The following is an 18055-nucleotide window of genomic DNA, read 5'->3' on the forward strand; positions in this document are numbered from 1 at the left end:
CGGGCCGTTTACCTATCTTTTGTCCGCGATTTCTTTTATCAACGAGCCGTCCACGCCCTGGGCGAAGTCGACGGTGCCTTCCATCAGCCGGTTGTCGAGCAGGAAGTCGGAAATGGCGGGAGCTACGTTCAGCAGCGACCGGGATTGGTCGGGCTGGCCGAAAGCTTCGAGGTTATCGGCCTCGGCGAAGAACTTGGTGCCGGGCAGAAAAATCTTGTACTCGTCGGTCTTGAGGCCGACGACCTTGGACATGATCTTGACCGCCTGGTCCGGGTGTTCGCGAATGAACGTTTCGGCGTCGTACCAGGACTCGATCATGCCCAGGAAATCCTTGCGGTGGGCGGCGAGGGATTTTTCCTGCACGACCAGGAGGTCGGGAATCAGTCCGGGGATGTCCTTGGAGCTGAACAGCGCCTTGCCCTTGCCCGACAGCTCGATCTTGTTGACCCAGGGGTTCCATACCACGGTGGCGTCGACACGACCGCTCAGGAAGGCCGCCGCGGCGTCGCCGGCGGACAGGTTGACGATCTCGACGTCCGCCTGCGTCATGCCGTTCTTGGCCAGCGCGGTCACCAGCAGGAAATGGGAGACGCTGAACTGCTCCAGCGCGATCTTCTTGCCCTTGAGGTCGGCGAAGCTCTTGATCTTGGAGCTGACCATCAGAGCGTCGTTGCCGGCCGAGTTGTCGTTGACCAGTATGGCCTTGAGCGGAATGCCCTTGGCCAGAGGGGCCATGGTGTCGGACCAGGTCTGGCAATTGCCGTCCAGTTGGCCGGCCGACAACGCGGAAATGGAATCGGTGTAGTTGGCGAACCAAACCAGTTTGACTTTGGCGCCGTGTTTTTTGAAATAGCCGTTTTTTTCGGCTACGTACCAGGCGACCCAGCCCGGCCAGTCGCTGACGCCGATCTTGATCTCGGCGGGAGACGGCAGGGGAAACAGAAATAGGCCGATCAAGGCCGGGAACGCGAGAAAACGGCGCAAGGCATGAGCGAATAGGGACGACATCACGGGGCTCCTTTTCGGAAATTACACGGCGAGAGGGCGAACCGGTTCTTACGAACCGTCACGACCTCCCGGGCTTTTATCCCGCCGTGTAACCCCGCGAGCTACGGGGCCGGAAACTCTCGGACCAGACGCCCCCGAGCGGAGGGGCCGGAACCCTAGTCGCCATTTGTGAACGGTGCCGCCGAATGGCGCACCTCTCGTTACGGATGAGAGTACGCAGGATGCGTGCCAGCCTCGAAATAGGCGGTATCGGAAAGATTCGTGACGGAGCTGCCCCATGCTTTGAACAATAATGGGGCAATTTATCGATATTTCGCACGTAAATGGTGCGTTGCGCCGGCTTTTTGCCCGGGTGTGCGTTGTTTCGCGCCGCCGGAAACGGAGGGAAGTTCTGACCGTCCGGGGATACGGACCGGATTTATTCTTTCCGAAACCCATGGCGCACTTTATGCTTTTGTAGTCTTTCGACGACTCACAGGGCTCCGCTGTTTAAGCGCAAGAAACACAGGAGCCTGAACTCATGAAAAACATCAAATCGAAGCGTCATCTGGCACTTATCGCGGGCGGGCTGATGAGTATCGGTGACCCGGGCCGGGCCGAAGAGGCATCCGGTTTATTGGGGGGATTAAAGTTCATCAACGAATCAGCCTGGATGAAATCCCTGGGCCTGACCGTGACCGGCTGGATGGACGCGGGTATTACCTACAATGCCAACGATCCGGCGGACAACTACAACGGTCCCGTGATCTTCAACGATAGGTCCGGCGAGTTTCAGCTCAATCAGTTGGTGGTGGATTTGTCCCGGGCCGTGAACGTCGAGGGCAGCGAGTGGGACGTGGGCGGAAAGGTGACTTTCATGTTCGGCACCGACGCCCGGACCAACACCATCAATGCTTACGGCGAGGGTCACTGGGACAACGACTTGATCGGCGACGGCACACGCTTCTACAAAATCGCGCTTCCCAACGTCTATATCGACGTGTTCGCGCCGTTCGGCAACGGAATCACGGCACGGCTGGGTCGTTTCTATACCATCATGGGTTATGAAACGGGCTTGTCTCCGGACAATTTCTTTTATTCCCACCCGTATACCTTCCAATACGGCGAACCCTTTACCCATACCGGGGTGATGTTCACCTATCCGGTCGTCAACAATTTGCTGGTCACTCTCGGGGCCGTTACGGGAGGACACAATCAGTTCGGCGGATCGCTGGACGGCAACGCGGGCTGGGACGGCTTCGACAAGAATATGGAAAACTGGAATTTTCTGGGCGGCGTTTTCTGGAATACCGACGATCATGCGACGTCGGTCGGATTCTCGATCATCACCGGCGATGTCAACGCCGATAACGACCTCGACGATTTTCGCCGGAAAACGGGTATCGACAAAAAGGACAATCGCACCTTCTACAGTTTCATTTTCAAGCAGGATTTCACCGATCACGTGCACTATGTCTTCCAGCACGATCACGGCATCGAGCAACAGCATCCTTTGAACAATTTCAAGGACGCTCAGTGGTACGGCATTCAGCAGCAGCTGATTTACGAGGTCACCGATACCGTGGGTGTGGGATTGCGGGGCGAGTGGTTCCGCGATGACGATGGCGTGCGCGTTGGACAAATGTGTCCCGGCTGCGCCGTTCTCGCCTCCGGCCCCGCCAGCTATTACGGCATTACCCTGGGCTTGAATTGGAAGCCGGTGGACTGGGTCGCCCTTCGCCCCGAAGTCCGATACGACTGGGCCGACGGCATAAACAACTACGACGCACGCAAGAAAAGCGATCAGCTTTTATTCGCTGTCGACGCGGTCATCAAGTTCTGAGGAGTTCTATTATCCGCCGCGGATCGAGAGCATTATACGTAGGATGGGTAGAGCGAAGCGAAACCCATCTATGGCGGGTAAGCCCGTCGGCTCCGCTCAGGACAGGCTCCGCGTAACCCACCGACCCTTCGACTGGGCTCAGGACAGGTCCGAGGCCGCTCGGTGGGTTACGGCCTCGCGGCCTAACCCACCATCAATGGGTTTCGCTTCGCTCTACCCATCCTACAAACAGTGGCGCTGTCGGCAGCATTTTCTACTTAGTGCAGCAAAGTCAGTTCCCACCGGCTGTCGCGATCATTCTGGCGGATGGTGTAAATGTGGCAATCGTCGCCGAGCACTTTGAAATAGCGGTGCTCCGGCGTGGTCCAGCGGTTGAGGATTTCCACCTTGACTTTGCGGTCGTCGATCAACAGCCGCCGCGGTTCTTCGTCGCCGCGATAGCCGGCATAACAGAACACCCTGATTTCGGAAAAAGATTCACGTTTCATGCGCCTTGGAACTGTCCAAAAGGGTAACCCTTCTTGGACAGTTCCAAGGCGTTTGTGTTGTCAAAGTGACGTGGAGTGGTTCCGGAGTCGGTCCTAAAACGCCTCGTCCCTGAAAGCCATGATGCTGCCGCTGCCGGACAGAATCGCGGAAAAGAGCCCCGAGGTTCTGGGCAAGATGCGCTCCATGAAGAAGCGGGCGGTATCGAGCTTGGCTCGGTAAAAGCCGGTCGTATCGTTCTCGACCTCTGTTTGCGCGATTTCCGCCATGCGCGCCCAGCAATAGGCCATGGTGGTGAGGCCGAACAGATGCAGGTAGTCGTAGGCCGCGGCGCCGGCTTGGTTGGGATCGGCGAGACTGCGCTCGGCGATGAAAGCCGTTGCGCGTTGCAGCCGGCCGAATGCCTTGGCCAGCGGCTCGATGACGAAAGCCAGTTGAGCCTGCCCGGCGCGTTCGTCGAGATGACGCTGGACCGGATGGAAGAAGCTGCGGAGATATCTTCCGGCGTGGGCGGGCAGCTTGCGTCCGACCAGATCCAGGGCCTGGATGCCGTTGGCGCCCTCGTAGATCTGGGCGATGCGGGCATCGCGCACGAACTGTTCGATGCCGTGTTCTCGTATGTAGCCGTGCCCGCCGTATACCTGCATGGCCAGATTGGCGGTCTCGAACCCGAGATCGGTGAAGAAGGCCTTTACCACGGGCGTCAGCAAGGCGACGAAGTCCTCGGCTTCCTGGCGGACAGCCGGGTCCGGATGCCGGTTTTCCTTGTCGAGTTGTGCGCCCACCCAGGCCGACATCGCCCGCATGCCCTCGGTATAGGCGCGCATGGTCAAGAGCATGCGCCGCACGTCCGGGTGGACGATGAGGGGATCGGCCGGCTTTTCGGGATTCTTGGGGCCGGTCAGGGCGCGGCCTTGCAAGCGCTCCTTGGCATAGGCCGCGGCATTTTGATAGGCCACTTCGCCGAGCCCCAGCCCCTGCAATCCGACTTCGAGGCGGGCGCTGTTCATCATCACGAACATGGCGCGGAGTCCTTTATGGAGATCTCCGATCAAATAGCCGGTGGCGTCTTCGAGGCTGAGGCTGCAGGTGCTCGAGCCCTTGATGCCCATCTTGTGCTCGATGGCCGTGCAGAAGATGCGGTTGCGCGGTCCGAGGCTGCCGTCCGGGTTGACCAGGAACTTCGGCACCAGGAACAGGCTTATGCCCTTGACCCCAGGCGGGGCATCGGGTGCGCGCGCCAGGACCATCTGGATGATGTTTTCGCTGAGATCCTGCTCGCCGCCCGAAATGAAAATCTTGTTGCCGGTGAGCCGATAAGTGCCGTCCGGTTGCCGAACCGCCTTGGTGCGGAGCAGGCCGAGATCGGTGCCGCATTGCGGCTCGGTCAGGCACATGGTGCCGGTCCAGCGTCCTTCCACCATGTTCGGAAGATAAAGATTCTTGATCTCCTCCGAGGCGGTCTTGAGCAGCAGCTGATAGGCGCCGTGGGTCAGCTTGGTGTAGATGGCGAAGGACAGGTTGCTGGCCGACATCATTTCCGAGGTCAGCACGTAGACCGTTTCAGGGAGTCCTTGGCCGCCATATTCCGGAAGGCTGGTCAAACCCGGCCAGCCGCCTTCCCGGAAGCGCTGATACGCTTCCTTGAATCCGCGCGGGGTGTACACCTCGCCGTTCTCGAACCGGCAGCCTTCCTCGTCGCCGCTCCGGTTGAGAGGAAACAGAATGTTTTCGGCCACCTTGGCCATTTCCTCCAGGACCGCGTCCACCAGCTCAGGCGGCACGTCCTCCATGCCGGGCATGTCCCCTAGGTGCTGGTCGGCCAGGAATTCGTGGTAGATGAAGCGCATATCGCGCAAGGGAGCTTTGTAGGTGGCCATGGCTTAATTCCTCAAAGGCTTACCGGTTTCCAGCATGTGTTCCATGCGGGCGATCGTTTCCTTTCGCTTGACCAGGTCCATGAAGGCGCGCCGCTCCAATGCCAAGAGATCGTCTTCGGACAATGGCTTGCTGATGTCGGTATCGCTTCCAGTGAGTACATCGGCCAAGGCTCCGGCGACAACAGCGTCGTGGGCCGTGGCCTTGCCGAGCCGCCGGTACTGGCCGATGGCCATGTCCAGCGCGGCCTTGCCCGAAGGCCCTGGGAGATAAAAGACCGGCGGCTCGGGCGGCGCGTAGCTTTCGCTCAGCGCCAGCGCTTTTTCCTTGGCGTCGAACAGCAGCCGGTCGCGGTTCATGGTGATGCCGTCGGTGGGGCGCAGGAACAGAAGGTCTTTCGCTTCCCGGGCCGATTTCGACACAGTGGCGACGCTGACGGTTTCGAAGACGCGGGCGACCGGCGCCATCGGGCCTTGGGGAGATTTCTTGTCGGCGAAGGCGCGCAGCAGCATCTCCTTGCAGCCGCCCCAGCCGGGAATCACGCCGACGCCGGCTTCCACCAGCCCCATATACAATTCGGCATGAGCCTGGACGGCATCGCAATGGAGCAGAATTTCGCATCCGCCGCCGAGGGCCATTCCCGAGGGCGCGCCGACCACGGGGAAGGGGGCGTATTCGAGTGCCTTGAACGCCTCCTGGCCCTGTTTGACCATGTTCTCCACTTCCGGCCACAGCGCGATGTTGACGCCGAAGAGCAGCACCCCGAGATTGGCTCCGGCGGAGAAATTGTCGGCTTCGTTGTAAATCACCAGCGCGCGGTAATCGCTCCGCACGATGTCGACAGCCTTGTGGACCAGCTTGAGCACCAGAGGATCGAAGGTGTTCATCTTGCTCTGGAATTCCAGGCAGACGACGCCGTCGCCCACGTCCCAAAGGCTCGCCGAAGGATTCTTCGTCAGAGGCTTGCTGCGCCGCTTGACGTCGGCCAGCAGCAAGACGCCGGGTGGCCGGTTCACCGCTCGTAGAGTGGGCTTGGTCCCGCCCGTGCCGGTGAATGCAAGCCCGTGCAGCCGCCCGTCGACGACTTGGTAAAGCGGTCCGTCGTGTCGGAGCAGATCTGGCACGGGCTTGCCCATGGCTTCGAGCATCCGGACCAGGTTTTCGTCGCCGATCCGGTCGATCAGTTCGAACGGGCCGTACTGCCAGTTGTAGCCCAGCCGCATGGCACGGTCGACCGATTCCAGATCGTCGGCGACGTGCGGCGCCACCTCGGCGGCGTAAGCCAGGGTCTGGGCCATGACGCTCCGGGCGTATTCGGCGGTCTTGTCGTGGAACTGCAGCAGCCCGGCCAGGCCGCCCGCCTTCATCGCCGCGATGCTGGCGAGTTCCGGTTTGGTGCTGACCCGGTACGCGCCGGTTTGAAGGTCCAGCGCTTCCTTGATCCGCTCGCCGCGGTTCCGGTTCAAGCGATAAAATCCGCCTTTGCCTTTGCGTCCGGTATAGCCTTCCGCGATCATCCGCGTCACCAGGTCCGGCACTTGGCTGATGGCGTGGAACGGATCGTTCGGCGGAAGCGCCCGATCCATGCCGGGAACGATGTGGGGGACGAGATCGAGACCGACCAGGTCGAGCAGGCCGAATATGCCGGTTTTCGGGATGCCGAACGGATGGCTGATGACGGTGTCGGCTTTCTCGACGGTGAGCCCGAGACGCAGGGCTTCCAGGAGCCCCAGCTGCAGCCAGAAGATGCCGATGCGGTTGGCGATGAAGCCGGGCGTATCGTTGGAATGCACGATGCTCTTGCCGAGCCGCCGGTCGCCGAAGTCGACCAGCGCGGCTAGCGCATCGGGCCGGGTTTCGGGGCCGTAAACGATTTCCAGCAGCCGCATGTAGCGCGGCGGATTGAAGAAGTGAGTGATCAGGAAGTCGCGCCGGAAATTCTCCGGCATGTCCCGCGTGAGCTCGGCGAGCGGGAGGGTGGAGGTGTTGGAGGAAACGACGGAACCGGATTTGCGGACACTGTCCAGGTTGCGGTAGAGCTTGTGCTTGATGTCCGGTTTCTCGATCACCGCCTCGACGATCCAATCGGTCTCGGCGAGTTTTTCGAGATCGTCCTCGATGTTGCCGGGCGTGATCCGCGCGAGATTCTTGCGGTGCATCAACGGGGGCGGATCGGTTTCCTGAAGCTTCTTCAAGGCGTTCTTGGCAACCATGTTCCGATCCGTTGCGCCTTCGGGCACGATGTCCAGCAACAAAACCGGGACGCCGGCGTTGGCGGCCTGGGCCGCGATAGCCGATCCCATGACTCCTGCGCCGATGACGGCCATTTTTTCTATTTTCATCATGTCGGCCTCACTTGACTTGGAGACGGGCCATCCGAGGCCCGCCTTTTCAAAGTTCAAACCGCTTCCAGAATCGTCGCGATGCCTTGTCCGCCGCCTATGCACTGCGTCGCCAGGGCGTAGCGCTTCTTTTCCTTTTTCAGCAGCGACGCCGCTTTTCCGGTAATGCGGGCTCCGCTCGCGCCCAGCGGATGGCCCAGGGCGATGGCGCCGCCGTGGAGATTGAGCTTGCTCTCGTCGATGCCGAGTTCACGGATGCACGCCAGCGCCTGGACCGCGAAGGCTTCGTTCAATTCGATGATATCGATGCCCTCGAGAGCGAGCCCTGCGCGTTGCAGCGCCTTGCGGCTCGCGGCGACCGGACCTATGCCCATGATCTCGGGGGCGCAGCCGGCTACGGCAATGCTCTTGACGCGCGCCAGGGGTTCGAGTCCGTGGCGGGCCGCGTAATCCTCGGAGCAGACCAAGACCGCGGCAGCGCCGTCGGTGAGCGGCGACGAGGTTCCGGCCGTGACCACGCCGTTTTCCCTGAAAGCGGGCTTGAGTCCGGCCAAGCCCTCCGGAGTGGTTTCAGGACGCGGACAGCCGTCCTCCGTAACCGTGCCATCGGGTGTCTCGATGGGGATCAGTTCGTCGTCGAATCCGCCCGAGGCTTTGGCTTCCCGCGTTTTGCGCTGGCTGTCGAAGGCGAAGCGCTCCTGGTCGGCGCGGCTGATGCCGTACCGCTCGACCAGGTTTTCCGCGGTTTCCCCCATGCTCATGTAGGCTTGCGGATATTCCTGGTAAAGCTTGGGGTGAGGCATCGGATTGAAGCCCGTCATCGGCACCCGGCTCATGGATTCGACACCGGCGCAGATGAACGCCTCGCCGGCATTCAGTTGTATGGCACCCGCCGCCTGGTGTATGGCCTGCATGGACGAGCCGCAGAACCGGTTGATGGTGGTGCCTGCGACCGACTGCGGGAGACCGGCCAGGAATACCACGAGACGGCCCAAATTGAAGCCTTGCTCGGCTTCCGGAAAGGCGCAGCCGAGAATCAGATCCTCGATTTCTTCGGGCTTGACGCCGGTTTTGCTCAACAAGGCTTTCACCACTTGCGCGGCCAATTCGTCGGGGCGGACGCCGCTGAGCTGCCCTTTCTTGGCCGGGGTGAACGGCGAGCGGCAGTAGCCGGCGATGACGACGTTTTTCATGGTCTTCCTCCTGACAGAACACGCCATAACGGACGGGAGATCCCGAGATCTCGCAAACGAAAATAACCGTTGGGACTTACGCGGAAACGTTTTCGATTCCCTCATTCCGGCCTTCTTCCGGAAGAAGAAGAGCAAAACGCGTAAGTCCTGACTGCAAATTACCGCTCGGCTGCTCGAAGCGGCCGCCTTGTCCGAAATTCCTTGACGCAGCGGGAATTAAGAGCTGAGCTGCGTGTCGTATTGTTAATTCGTTTTCCGCAGTTCCCGGCGGAGAATCTTACCGACGGTACTCTTCGGCAGAGTACTGCGGAATTCTACGTACTTAGGCACTTTGTAAGCCGCCAAGTTCATGCGGCAATAGCGGCGAATTGTCTCCGCATCGAGTTTCTCGTCCTTCGGTACGATAAAAACCTTGACGGTTTCGCCGGTTTTGTCATCCGCCACGCCTATCGCGGCACATTCGAGTACGCCGGGGTGTGCGCCCAAAACGGCCTCGACTTCATTGGGATAGACATTGAAGCCGGAGACCAGAATCATGTCTTTCTTGCGGTCCACGATATAGAAGAATCCGCTTTCGTCCATACGGGCGAGGTCCCCGGTACGCAGCCAGCCGTCCGGTGTCATGACGCTGCCGGTTTCGTCCGGACGGTTCCAATAGGCTTTCATGACCTGCGGTCCGCGTACGTACAATTCGCCGGAGGTTCCGGCCGGCAGTGGATTCCCGCCGTCGTCCCGAACGCTGCATTCGGTTGACGGTATCGGGAGGCCGACGCTGCCGTTGAATTCCGTCAACTCGGGCGGATTGACGGCAACCACCGGCGAGGTCTCGGTCAAGCCGTAACCCTCGGTGATCGGACAGCCGGTCACTTGCAGCCAGCGTCTGGCCACGGTTTCCTCGGTCGGCATGCCGCCGCCGATGACGAATTTGAGGGAGCCGAAATCCAGTTCGTCGAAACCGGGTGTGTTGAGCAAGCCCTTGAACAGTGTGTTGACCCCGGTTATGACACTGAAGCGTACTTTTCCCAAGGCCTTGACGAGGCCGTGCAGATCGCGCGGATTGGCAATGAGGTAGTTCAGCCCCCCCAGTTCGGTGAAGCAGAGCAGATCCACGGTCAACGCAAAGATGTGATAGAGCGGCAGCGCGGTGACCACGGTTTCCTCGCCGTTTATCAAGGCTCTTTCCGGAGGGAGTCCGCCGATCAGCCACTGCGTGCACTGCGCCACGTTCGCCAGTAGATTGCGGTGGGTCAGCATGGCGCCTTTGGCGATGCCCGTGGTGCCTCCGGTATACTGCAAAAAGGCGATATCCTCCAGGGTCAGATCATGCGTTTCGAAAGAATGCCGCGCGCCTTCCTGTAAAGCCGCGTTGAAGGAAACGGCTGCCCTGATGTGCATGCCGGAATTTCCCGTTTTGAACAGGCGCAGGTACCAGTTGACGAGGTATGAACGGGGAAACCGCAGCAGATCGCCGAGTCCGGAAACGATGATCGCCTTGAGCTTCAATCTCGGCAGGGCAGCGGCCACGACCGGAACGAAATTCTCCAGTACCACCAGGGCCGCTGCGCCTGAATCTTCGAGCTGATGCGTCAATTCGCGGGCGGTGTAGAGAGGATTGGTGTTGACCACGATGAGCCCTGCGCGCAGCGCGCCCCACACGGCAACGGGCTGCTGCGGAATGTTCGGCAGCATGATGGCGATCCGCTCGCCGCGTTTCAGTCCGAGACGGCGGTTCAGGAAAGCGGCGAAATGCCGGCTTAATTCTTCGAGCTCGGCATAGGAAAGCGTCCGCCCCATGCTGAACAGCGCCGGCCGTTCCCGATAGTGGGCGGCCTTCCGTTCGAAAAAGTCCGCCAGAGAAGAATATCCCGGTTCATCGATCGTCTCCGGTACGCCCGGGGGATAACTCTTCACCCAGGGCCTTTCGATGACGCGTCGAGAAAGTGTGCTTTGAGGGTTTCTCATGGCGCTCTCCTCCGCACGAAAGATCACTTCAACGGGCTTGCTTCGACCCGCCGGAGCGTCCCTGGCACCGGTCCTGCGAAATTGGTCCGGCGCTTCCGGCGATCGGCCAATCGACTCAGCCTGCCGGAGCATCCCGGGTCAAAAAGCGAATCACAATGTCCCTTATACCACCGATATCCTCCACCAGGATATTGTGGCGATCGGCATGGATGGATCTTAGTATCTTGTTCTTCGAGCCCAGGGCCTTATAGATCGTCCGTGAGCTTTCCGGGGCGAGAATCGGGTCGCGATCGGCCTGAGCCAATAACACCGGACATTGCACGTCCGAGAGATGCTCCTCCACTTCGTGGGCCAAGCGGCGCAGCTCGTAGAGGCTGCGCAGGGGAACTTCACGGTAGGCGTACTGCGGATATTCAGGGGTTCTTTCCACGAATGGCCGGCCGGTCCGCCTGGCCATCCAGCGTATCAGGATGCTCGTGCTGCGAAGCAGGGGCGCCATGGGTCCCGATGCGCTGAACTTGAAGGGCGGCGAAACCGCGGCGATTCCGGCCAGTCGCTCCGGCTGTTCGCTGGCCAGTTGCAGCGCCAGCAAGCCGCCGACTCCCGCGCCGACGATGTAAATCCGCGACCCATATGATTTCATGATGTCGTAGCCGCGTCGCAAAGAGTCCAGCCAATCTTCCCAGCGCCGGTCTTTGAGGTCGTAAGGCGAGGTTCCATGGCCTTTCAGGCGTATGCCGAGAGCATGAAAGCCGAGATCGGCCAGGTGTTGGCCGAAGCCTCGGAGTTCGGCGGGCGAGGCCAGGAGCTCGTGGATCAGGATGATGCCGCCGCCGTTGTGTGATCGCGCTTTCAGAAAGAACGGGCGGGGCGTTACGCCCGCCGTTATCGGGTGGCCGCCCAAGTCCGGGGTGTTTTTGGCCTGGTGCCTGAGATCCCATCGCCAGGATCTGACCTCGTCGTCGAATCGAAGATTTGCCAGTTCCCGGTCACCCACTTTCTTTTCCGCCGACACTGCGCGTTTGACGGCATCCATAATGCCCGACATGGGTTCGACCTCGTTGGCGTATACCGCGATCACGTTTTCGATGCGAATTTCGTCGAATTCGTGTTCCTGAAGCAGCTTGGGCAGCAACCGATAATGGCCCGGATGGATTTCGATCAGCCCGCTGGCCTTCGCGGTCTCCAGCAATTCGTGAAGACCGCTGTGCTCGCCTTCCAGCAAATCCCGGTAGTCGTCGGGATTCTGCAGACTGCGATGAAGGTGCACATGCGGCAAGACCTGGGTATGCTTGATCGCCAGATACAGGCTGCGGAAAAATTGGGTCCGGTCGATCTCGATACGGTTACGCCTTGCACGATCCATGATCAGCGTCGAGGCGAGATGGCTGAGGTTGACCGTCACCGCCTGATACATCTCGCGCATGTACTTATTGCGTATGATCTGCGCCCGCTGGCGCAAGCGTCCGGCCAGGAGGCGCTCTCTGGCATCGGCCGGTCTGCGGGTGACTGCGAAAACGTCGTCTATGGCGGCGATGCGCGGCACCACCCATTTTGCCAGCCAGGTTTCCCAATGATGCCAGCGTGCCGAGGCGATGACCGGATGCCCGAACTGGATATCCATATCGGTGTTGCGCAGCAGGATATTACCCTCGATCAGAATTTCTTCCGCAGCCCGCCGGCTCAATCCCCGGCTCAGCAATTCCGCGCCGCTGCTCAAAATATGCTCGTTGACGCGGATCGGATAGAAGGTAATGTTCGCCGGCACCACTATTGTAGGCTGGTGGGCGGCGGTCAACAGGGTCTCGCGGCTTTCCAGCCCGATGGCTTCCGCCCAGGCCGAGATGCGCTTCAGATCGCCCTGGTGCTCGGCCCGGCGTACGGCCATTTTGAAGATTTCCAGGCCTATCGCCAGAACCGCGGCTCCGGTGTGATGCTTGCGCCGGTCCATGCTGACCCGGGAGTAAATGCTGTAGCGCCCGCGGTGATCGAGAACCCGGCGGTCCTTTACCATCCCGCCTTCGGGGAAAATGACGACCTTGCGGCCGAGCAGGATTTGCTCGGCGAGCCAGGGCAGAAGCCGCGGGTAATTGTTCGGGATTACGCCGACGTCGCGCAGGAATCCCGCCAGGACGCTGTCTTCCTGCTCGAAGAATTCGGCCGACGCCACCGAGCAGCAATAGACCTTCCGGGCCTCGTACATCAGGTATTGAGGAATGAAGGTCTCGAACCGGGCGAAATGGTTGAAAAGAAAGATATGGCCGTGATCGATGATCTCCGGGCTGCCGTGCAAGGTGATGCGGACCTTGAGCAGCTTCTTGATCTGCCGGAAAACACGCACCGACCAGTCATAGGTGGAGGTGTTGATGTCGTAATCCGGATTTACGTTCGAGCGGTCTTCCATTTGATGCCGTTTCGGAAACATGCTTTTTCTTCAACTAGCCTACCCTCTCTCTTGAGTTAGATCCATCCGTGCCGCTTGATTGCTCGGTTCGCGGCCACCGTTTTGGTGGAACGAATGGTATAGTAGGCCGAAAATCCAGCGCGTTTATCCAGCTTTTGGTCACTTTTTCCATGACGTGGACGCATGATCCCGAAATGTTGCCGGACGAACATCCGGAGCGAATCAGCAAATCGCAGCTAAAACGCGAGAGTTCGGCCTTGCAGGACCTCGGCGCGGAGCTGATGAGCCTGTCCCTTGAGCAGCTTGAGCGCCTGGCTCTGCCGGCGGAACTGATGGACGCGGTGCGGCTTGGTCAGTCCATCACCGAGCGCGGCGCTCTCAAGCGGCAGCGCAAGTACATCGGCAAAGTGCTGCGCCATATCGATGCGGAGCCGATTCGGGCAGGCCTTGCGGCCCTCAGGAATGAAACTGCGGAAGCCGTGTACCGGCTGCATGCCGCCGAACGCTGGCGCGACCGCATGATTGGCGAAGGCGACGGTGCGGTCAACGAATTTCTGGGAACGTATCCGGAGGCGGACCGGCAGAAATTGCGGCAACTGTCCCGGGAAGCCCGGCGCGAGCGCGAAGCCGGGGCCGCGCCCAAGTCCGCCCGCTTGCTGTTTCGGTATTTGCGAGAGATTCTGGAGTGAGTTTACCCGTGAAGTATCCGATTAGATCGGTTTTCCTGCCGGTCCTGCTCGCCGTCTTTGCTGCCTTTTTCCAGGGCGCCAAGGCCGAGGAGAGCGTCGACCGGTTGTTATTTTCGCGTGGAAGTTTGGGGCCTCGAGAGCTGGCGGTTATCGTGAACGAAGCCGACCCTTCGAGCGTCGCCATCGCCGACTACTACCAAAAGCGGCGGGGCATACCCGAGGAAAACATGATACGGGTCAGTTTTCCGGCGGGCTCCGACAACCTTCCCCGCGCCGTCTTCGAATCCGTCAAGCGGACCGTGGACGAACGGACGCCGCCTGGGGTGCAAGCCTACGCGCTCGCATGGATGGCGCCATTCAGGGTCGACTGCATGGCGATCACCTCGGCGTTCGCCATGGGTTTCGATCAAGCCTATTGTTCGACCAAGTGCGGCGAAACCAAGCCCAGCGGCTATTTCAATTCCGCCAGCCGGGCGCCGTATACCGATCATGGCATCCGGCCCGCCATGATGCTGGCCGGCCGCACGGTCCAGGATGTCCGAAAAATGATCGACCGCGGGATTGCGTCCGACCGGACCTATCCGGGCGGTACCGGTTACCTGCTGAATACCTCCGACAAGCACCGGACCGTTCGGGCCGTCACCTTCGACAGGACGGTCGAGACGCTGGGCGCGGCGATTCGGCTGCAACGTGTCGACGCCGACTACATCAGCGACAAGCGGGATGTACTATTCTACTTCACCGGCCTGGCGAGGGTGCCGGATTTGGATACCCTGGGTTTCGTGCCCGGCGCGATGGCGGATCATCTGACCTCGGTCGGCGGAAGGCTGACCGAGAATGCCCAGATGAGCAGCGTGCGCTGGCTCGAGGCCGGCGCTACGGCGAGCTACGGCACGGTGGTGGAACCCTGCAATATCTTGAGCAAGTTTCCTTATCCGGCGGTAGCGATCTGGCACTACCTGGAAGGCGAGACGATACTCGAAGCCTATTGGAAAAGCGTTGCCCGCCCCGGCGAGGGTGTTTTCATAGGCGAGCCTCTGGCTGCGCCCTTCGCGCCGCAAGTGATCGAGCAGGGAGGCCAGGTAACCGTCAAGCTGTTTTCCCCGAGATCGCACATGCTGAGTTTGCAGGCTGCACCAAGCGCTATCGGTCCTTACCGTTCGGCGGTCAAAACCTATGTCCTCATCCCCGGCTATAATGAACTGTCCTTTCGACTGCCGGATACCGCCGCGTTTTACCGATTGGCCTATCTGAGCGGCGAAGGCGCCAAAAAATAACCAATAAGGAAACCGGCCCTGCCGTCTTTCGGCTGCCGTGCGGTGCGGCAAACTACGCGATGAGTCTCTTTTTGTTCGGGCTTTTGATAGTTTCCGTGCTGCTGGTGTCCGGCGTGCTGACCGGAGCCGTGCGCGCCTACGCGGCCAGGCGGTTGCTGGACCTGCCCAATGCGCGCAGTTCCCACCATGTCCCTACGCCCCGGGGCGGCGGCTTGGCGGTCGTTCTGTCCTTCATGTTCGTTGCGACGAGTCTCCACGAGTTGGAATGGATCACGTTCGAGCTTTTCATGCTCGTGCTCGGAGCGGTTCCGATCGCAGCGATCGGCTTCTGGGACGATCACGGACACATACCCGCCGGGTGGCGTTTGATGGTGCAGATGGCTTCCGCGGGCTGGGCGATTTATTGGCTGAACGGCCTCGAGTCGATCCGCTTCGGCGGCGAAATCTACGAGCTGGGCTGGTTTGGTTCGGTTTTCTCCGTTTTTCTGGTGGTATGGCTGATAAACCTGTTCAATTTCATGGACGGAATCGACGGAATCGCAGGAACAGAGGTTGTTTCGGTCGCGATGTCCTCGTATTGGCTCCTGGTTTCTCAGTCGCAGCCGATCCAGGGCGGCGTAGACGTTTTATTGTTGACCCTGGCGGCCGCCGCAGGCGGCTTTTTATGCTGGAACTGGCCGCCCGCGAAGATCTTCATGGGGGATGTGGGCAGTGCCTTTCTGGGATTCGTTCTGGCGGCGCTGGCACTGAGTACCGCCTACACGGGCATGCTGTCCTTGACCGCCTGGCTGATCTTGTTCGGCGTATTTTTCGTGGACGCGACCGTGACGCTGCTGAGGCGTATGTTCAGCGGGCAGCGCTGGTACGAGGCGCATCGCAGCCATGCGTACCAGCACGCGGCGCGCCGTTGGGCCAGTCACAAGCGGGTCAGCCTTTCGGTTCTCGCCATCAATGCTTGCTGGTTGTTGCCCCTGGCTTTTGCAGCGGTGCGCTGGCCGCATTGGGAACCTGTCTTTCTGGCGTGCGCCTACACGCCTTTGACAGCCTTGGCGCTGTGGCTCGACGCGGGAAAACAGGGGGGTTAAGCGATGCAGGGCATGCTTTCGAAAATTCGCGTGCGCACGGTCATCTTCATCCATGATTTGTTCTGGGCGGCAATCGCCTGGATGGGCGCTTATTGGCTGCGGCTCAATTTGTCCGAGGTGCCCGAGATGGCGTGGACGGCTTCACTGCGGTGGCTGCCGGTGGTCATCGTCGTCCAGGCTGTGCTCTTCCGTCGCTTCGGGCTGTATCGCGGTATCTGGCGTTTCGCGTCCGTTCCCGATGTGGTCCGTATCGCAAAAGCGTCCTTCCTCGGGACTGCGACCATCGCCGTCATCCTGTTTTCCGTGAATCGGCTGGAAGGCGTGCCGCGCACTGCCATTCTGCTCTACCCATTCCTTTTGCTGTTTCTGTTATCCGCGCCCCGGCTGATCTACCGTATCTGGAAAGATCGCGGTGCCGTGCTCTCGGCGGGCAGGCGGGCTCTGATCGTCGGCGCGGGCCGGGCCGGGGAAATGCTGGTGAGAGATCTGCGCCGCGCTTCCGAGTTCGCACCGATCGCTTTCGTGGACGACGATCCAAAGAAGAAAGGCAGCGAGATCCATGGCGTGAGGGTGAGAGGGCGTTGCGAACAGATTCCCCGGCTGGTCGAGAAACTAGGGGTCGAGATCGTTTTGATCGCGGTGCCGTCGGCCACGGATAAGGAGATGCGGCGCATCGTCGAAATTTGCGAGGGAGCCGGTGTCCCGTTTCAGACCTTGCCGTCGATGTCCGAAATCTTGTCGGGACAAGCATCCGGAGACCTGCGCGACGTTTCGATCGAAGATTTGCTCGGCCGTGCGCCGATCAAGCTCGACCGCAAGGGCATTCAGGCCCATCTCGGGGGCAAGCGGGTACTGGTCACGGGCGGTGGCGGTTCCATCGGTTCGGAACTGTGCAAGCAAATCGCACGGTTTTCGGTTGCCGAGCTGATCGTGTTCGAGCGCTCCGAATTCAATCTGTACCAGATCGAGCGGGCGCTCAAGCGAAGCTTCCCGGGGCTGCGCCTGTCCGCCATACTCGGCGATGTCACCGACCAGGCGGATGTCGAGCAAGCGATCTCGCGATTCCGGCCGGAGATCATCTTTCACGCCGCAGCGTACAAGCATGTCCCGTTGCTGGAATACCAGGTCCGCCAGGCGGTTCGGAACAACGTCCTGGGCACCTACACGGTAGCGGAAGCGGCGATCGCGGCCGAAGTCGACGAATTCGTGCTGATTTCCACCGACAAGGCGGTGGCCCCCGAAAACGTCATGGGAGCGACCAAACGGGCGGCGGAAGTCTTGGTGCAGAGCATGAACGGCATTGCCGGGACTCGTTTCATCAACGTGCGTTTCGGGAACGTGCTGGATTCCGCGGGCAGCGTGGTGCCTTTGTTTCGCGAGCAAATCAGGGCCGGCGGGCCGGTCACCGTGACTCATCCCGATGTCACCCGCTATTTCATGACGATACCCGAGGCCTGCCAATTGATCATGCAGGCCGCGACCATCGGCAGGGGCGGAGAAGTCTTCGTGCTGGACATGGGCGACCCGGTCAAGATCAGCTACCTGGCCGAACAGATGATCCGTTTGAGCGGCAAACGTCCCGGCCAGGATGTCCGGATCGAATATATCGGTCTCCGGCCCGGGGAAAAAATCAACGAGGAGCTGTTCAACGAACACGAAAGTCCGACACCCACCCAGCACAGCAAGCTCTTGTTGGCGCATCCCCTGACCGTCGATCCCCGGATGGCGAGGAAAGCCGTGATCGAACTGGCGGAGGCGTGCCGGTCTTTCGACGAGTCAGCAATCCTGCATAAGCTCAAGTTGCTGGTACCGGAATATGCGCAGCAGGCCGCCGTCGACGAATGCGAAGAAAAAGATCGGTCTATCATTCAAAGATCACTTGTTTTATAAGGTTTTGTCGGTTACCATA

General features: G+C 60.3%; 12 protein-coding genes and 1 riboswitch. Of the genes, 5 read left to right on the forward strand and 7 right to left on the reverse strand.

The window, feature by feature from the left end; all coding sequences use genetic code 11:
- Positions 1-12 precede the first annotated feature (12 nt).
- Positions 13-1008, reverse strand: coding sequence for an ABC transporter substrate-binding protein (locus sS8_RS19595; RefSeq protein WP_119631241.1), 996 nt, complete (start codon positions 1006-1008; stop codon positions 13-15).
- A 63-nt stretch (positions 1009-1071) separates the two neighbouring features.
- A riboswitch (guanidine-I (ykkC/yxkD leader) is annotated at positions 1072-1178 on the reverse strand.
- Positions 1179-1528: 350 nt separating this feature from the next.
- Here sS8_RS19595 and sS8_RS19600 point away from each other — a divergent pair.
- On the forward strand, positions 1529-2830 hold the full coding sequence (locus sS8_RS19600) for a porin (protein WP_119631242.1): 1302 nt from the start codon (positions 1529-1531) through the stop codon (positions 2828-2830).
- Between the two features lie 257 nt (positions 2831-3087).
- Here the strand turns inward: sS8_RS19600 and sS8_RS19605 are convergent, their stop codons facing one another.
- From sS8_RS19605 to sS8_RS19630, 6 genes are all read right to left on the reverse strand, one after another.
- Positions 3088-3318, reverse strand: coding sequence for a hypothetical protein (locus tag sS8_RS19605; protein WP_119631243.1), 231 nt, complete (start codon positions 3316-3318; stop codon positions 3088-3090).
- Between the two features lie 93 nt (positions 3319-3411).
- Complete coding sequence (locus sS8_RS19610) at positions 3412-5196, reverse strand: acyl-CoA dehydrogenase C-terminal domain-containing protein (protein ID WP_119631244.1); 1785 nt, start codon at positions 5194-5196, stop codon at positions 3412-3414.
- A gap of 3 nt (positions 5197-5199) precedes the next feature.
- The gene (locus tag sS8_RS19615; RefSeq protein WP_232020368.1) at positions 5200-7539 is read right to left on the reverse strand and encodes a 3-hydroxyacyl-CoA dehydrogenase/enoyl-CoA hydratase family protein; all 2340 of its coding nucleotides are present in this window, start codon (positions 7537-7539) and stop codon (positions 5200-5202) included.
- A 53-nt stretch (positions 7540-7592) separates the two neighbouring features.
- Positions 7593-8729, reverse strand: coding sequence for a thiolase family protein (locus sS8_RS19620; RefSeq protein WP_119631245.1), 1137 nt, complete (start codon positions 8727-8729; stop codon positions 7593-7595).
- Between the two features lie 243 nt (positions 8730-8972).
- Positions 8973-10691, reverse strand: a complete 1719-nt coding sequence (locus tag sS8_RS19625) for an AMP-binding protein (protein WP_119632902.1) — start codon at positions 10689-10691, stop codon at positions 8973-8975.
- A gap of 115 nt (positions 10692-10806) precedes the next feature.
- Positions 10807-13095: a serine aminopeptidase domain-containing protein gene (locus sS8_RS19630; RefSeq protein ID WP_170161178.1), complete on the reverse strand. Its 2289-nt coding sequence runs from the start codon at positions 13093-13095 to the stop codon at positions 10807-10809.
- A 170-nt stretch (positions 13096-13265) separates the two neighbouring features.
- Between sS8_RS19630 and yjgA the strand changes: the two genes are divergently transcribed.
- Genes yjgA through sS8_RS19650 form a run of 4 tightly spaced genes read left to right on the forward strand, consistent with a single transcriptional unit; the run spans position 13266 to position 18036 of the window.
- On the forward strand, positions 13266-13784 hold the full coding sequence (gene yjgA / locus sS8_RS19635) for a ribosome biogenesis factor YjgA (protein ID WP_197716582.1): 519 nt from the start codon (positions 13266-13268) through the stop codon (positions 13782-13784).
- Between the two features lie 8 nt (positions 13785-13792).
- Complete coding sequence (locus tag sS8_RS19640) at positions 13793-15061, forward strand: TIGR03790 family protein (RefSeq protein WP_197716583.1); 1269 nt, start codon at positions 13793-13795, stop codon at positions 15059-15061.
- Positions 15062-15120: 59 nt separating this feature from the next.
- On the forward strand, positions 15121-16146 hold the full coding sequence (locus tag sS8_RS19645; RefSeq protein ID WP_119631248.1) for an MraY family glycosyltransferase: 1026 nt from the start codon (positions 15121-15123) through the stop codon (positions 16144-16146).
- 12 nt (positions 16147-16158) lie between these two features.
- Positions 16159-18036 (forward strand): polysaccharide biosynthesis protein, encoded by a 1878-nt coding sequence (locus sS8_RS19650; protein WP_119632904.1) that lies wholly within the window; start codon positions 16159-16161, stop codon positions 18034-18036.
- The last annotated feature ends 19 nt before the right edge of the window (positions 18037-18055 follow it).

It is taken from the genome of Methylocaldum marinum (assembly GCF_003584645.1).
Lineage (GTDB): Bacteria > Pseudomonadota > Gammaproteobacteria > Methylococcales > Methylococcaceae > Methylocaldum > Methylocaldum marinum.

Excerpts from the sequence above, each read along its gene's own strand:
- sS8_RS19595 (WP_119631241.1), bottom strand. The coding sequence starts at position 1,008 with ATGTCGTCCCTATTCGCTCATGCCTTGCGCCGTTTTCTCGCGTTCCCG.
- sS8_RS19600 (WP_119631242.1), top strand. The coding sequence starts at position 1,529 with ATGAAAAACATCAAATCGAAGCGTCATCTGGCACTTATCGCGGGCGGG.
- sS8_RS19605 (WP_119631243.1), bottom strand. The coding sequence starts at position 3,318 with ATGAAACGTGAATCTTTTTCCGAAATCAGGGTGTTCTGTTATGCCGGC.
- sS8_RS19610 (WP_119631244.1), bottom strand. The coding sequence starts at position 5,196 with ATGGCCACCTACAAAGCTCCCTTGCGCGATATGCGCTTCATCTACCAC.
- sS8_RS19615 (WP_232020368.1), bottom strand. The coding sequence starts at position 7,539 with ATGATGAAAATAGAAAAAATGGCCGTCATCGGCGCAGGAGTCATGGGA.
- sS8_RS19620 (WP_119631245.1), bottom strand. The coding sequence starts at position 8,729 with ATGAAAAACGTCGTCATCGCCGGCTACTGCCGCTCGCCGTTCACCCCG.
- sS8_RS19625 (WP_119632902.1), bottom strand. The coding sequence starts at position 10,691 with ATGAGAAACCCTCAAAGCACACTTTCTCGACGCGTCATCGAAAGGCCC.
- sS8_RS19630 (WP_170161178.1), bottom strand. The coding sequence starts at position 13,095 with ATGGAAGACCGCTCGAACGTAAATCCGGATTACGACATCAACACCTCC.
- yjgA (WP_197716582.1), top strand. The coding sequence starts at position 13,266 with ATGACGTGGACGCATGATCCCGAAATGTTGCCGGACGAACATCCGGAG.
- sS8_RS19645 (WP_119631248.1), top strand. The coding sequence starts at position 15,121 with ATGAGTCTCTTTTTGTTCGGGCTTTTGATAGTTTCCGTGCTGCTGGTG.
- sS8_RS19650 (WP_119632904.1), top strand. The coding sequence starts at position 16,159 with ATGCTTTCGAAAATTCGCGTGCGCACGGTCATCTTCATCCATGATTTG.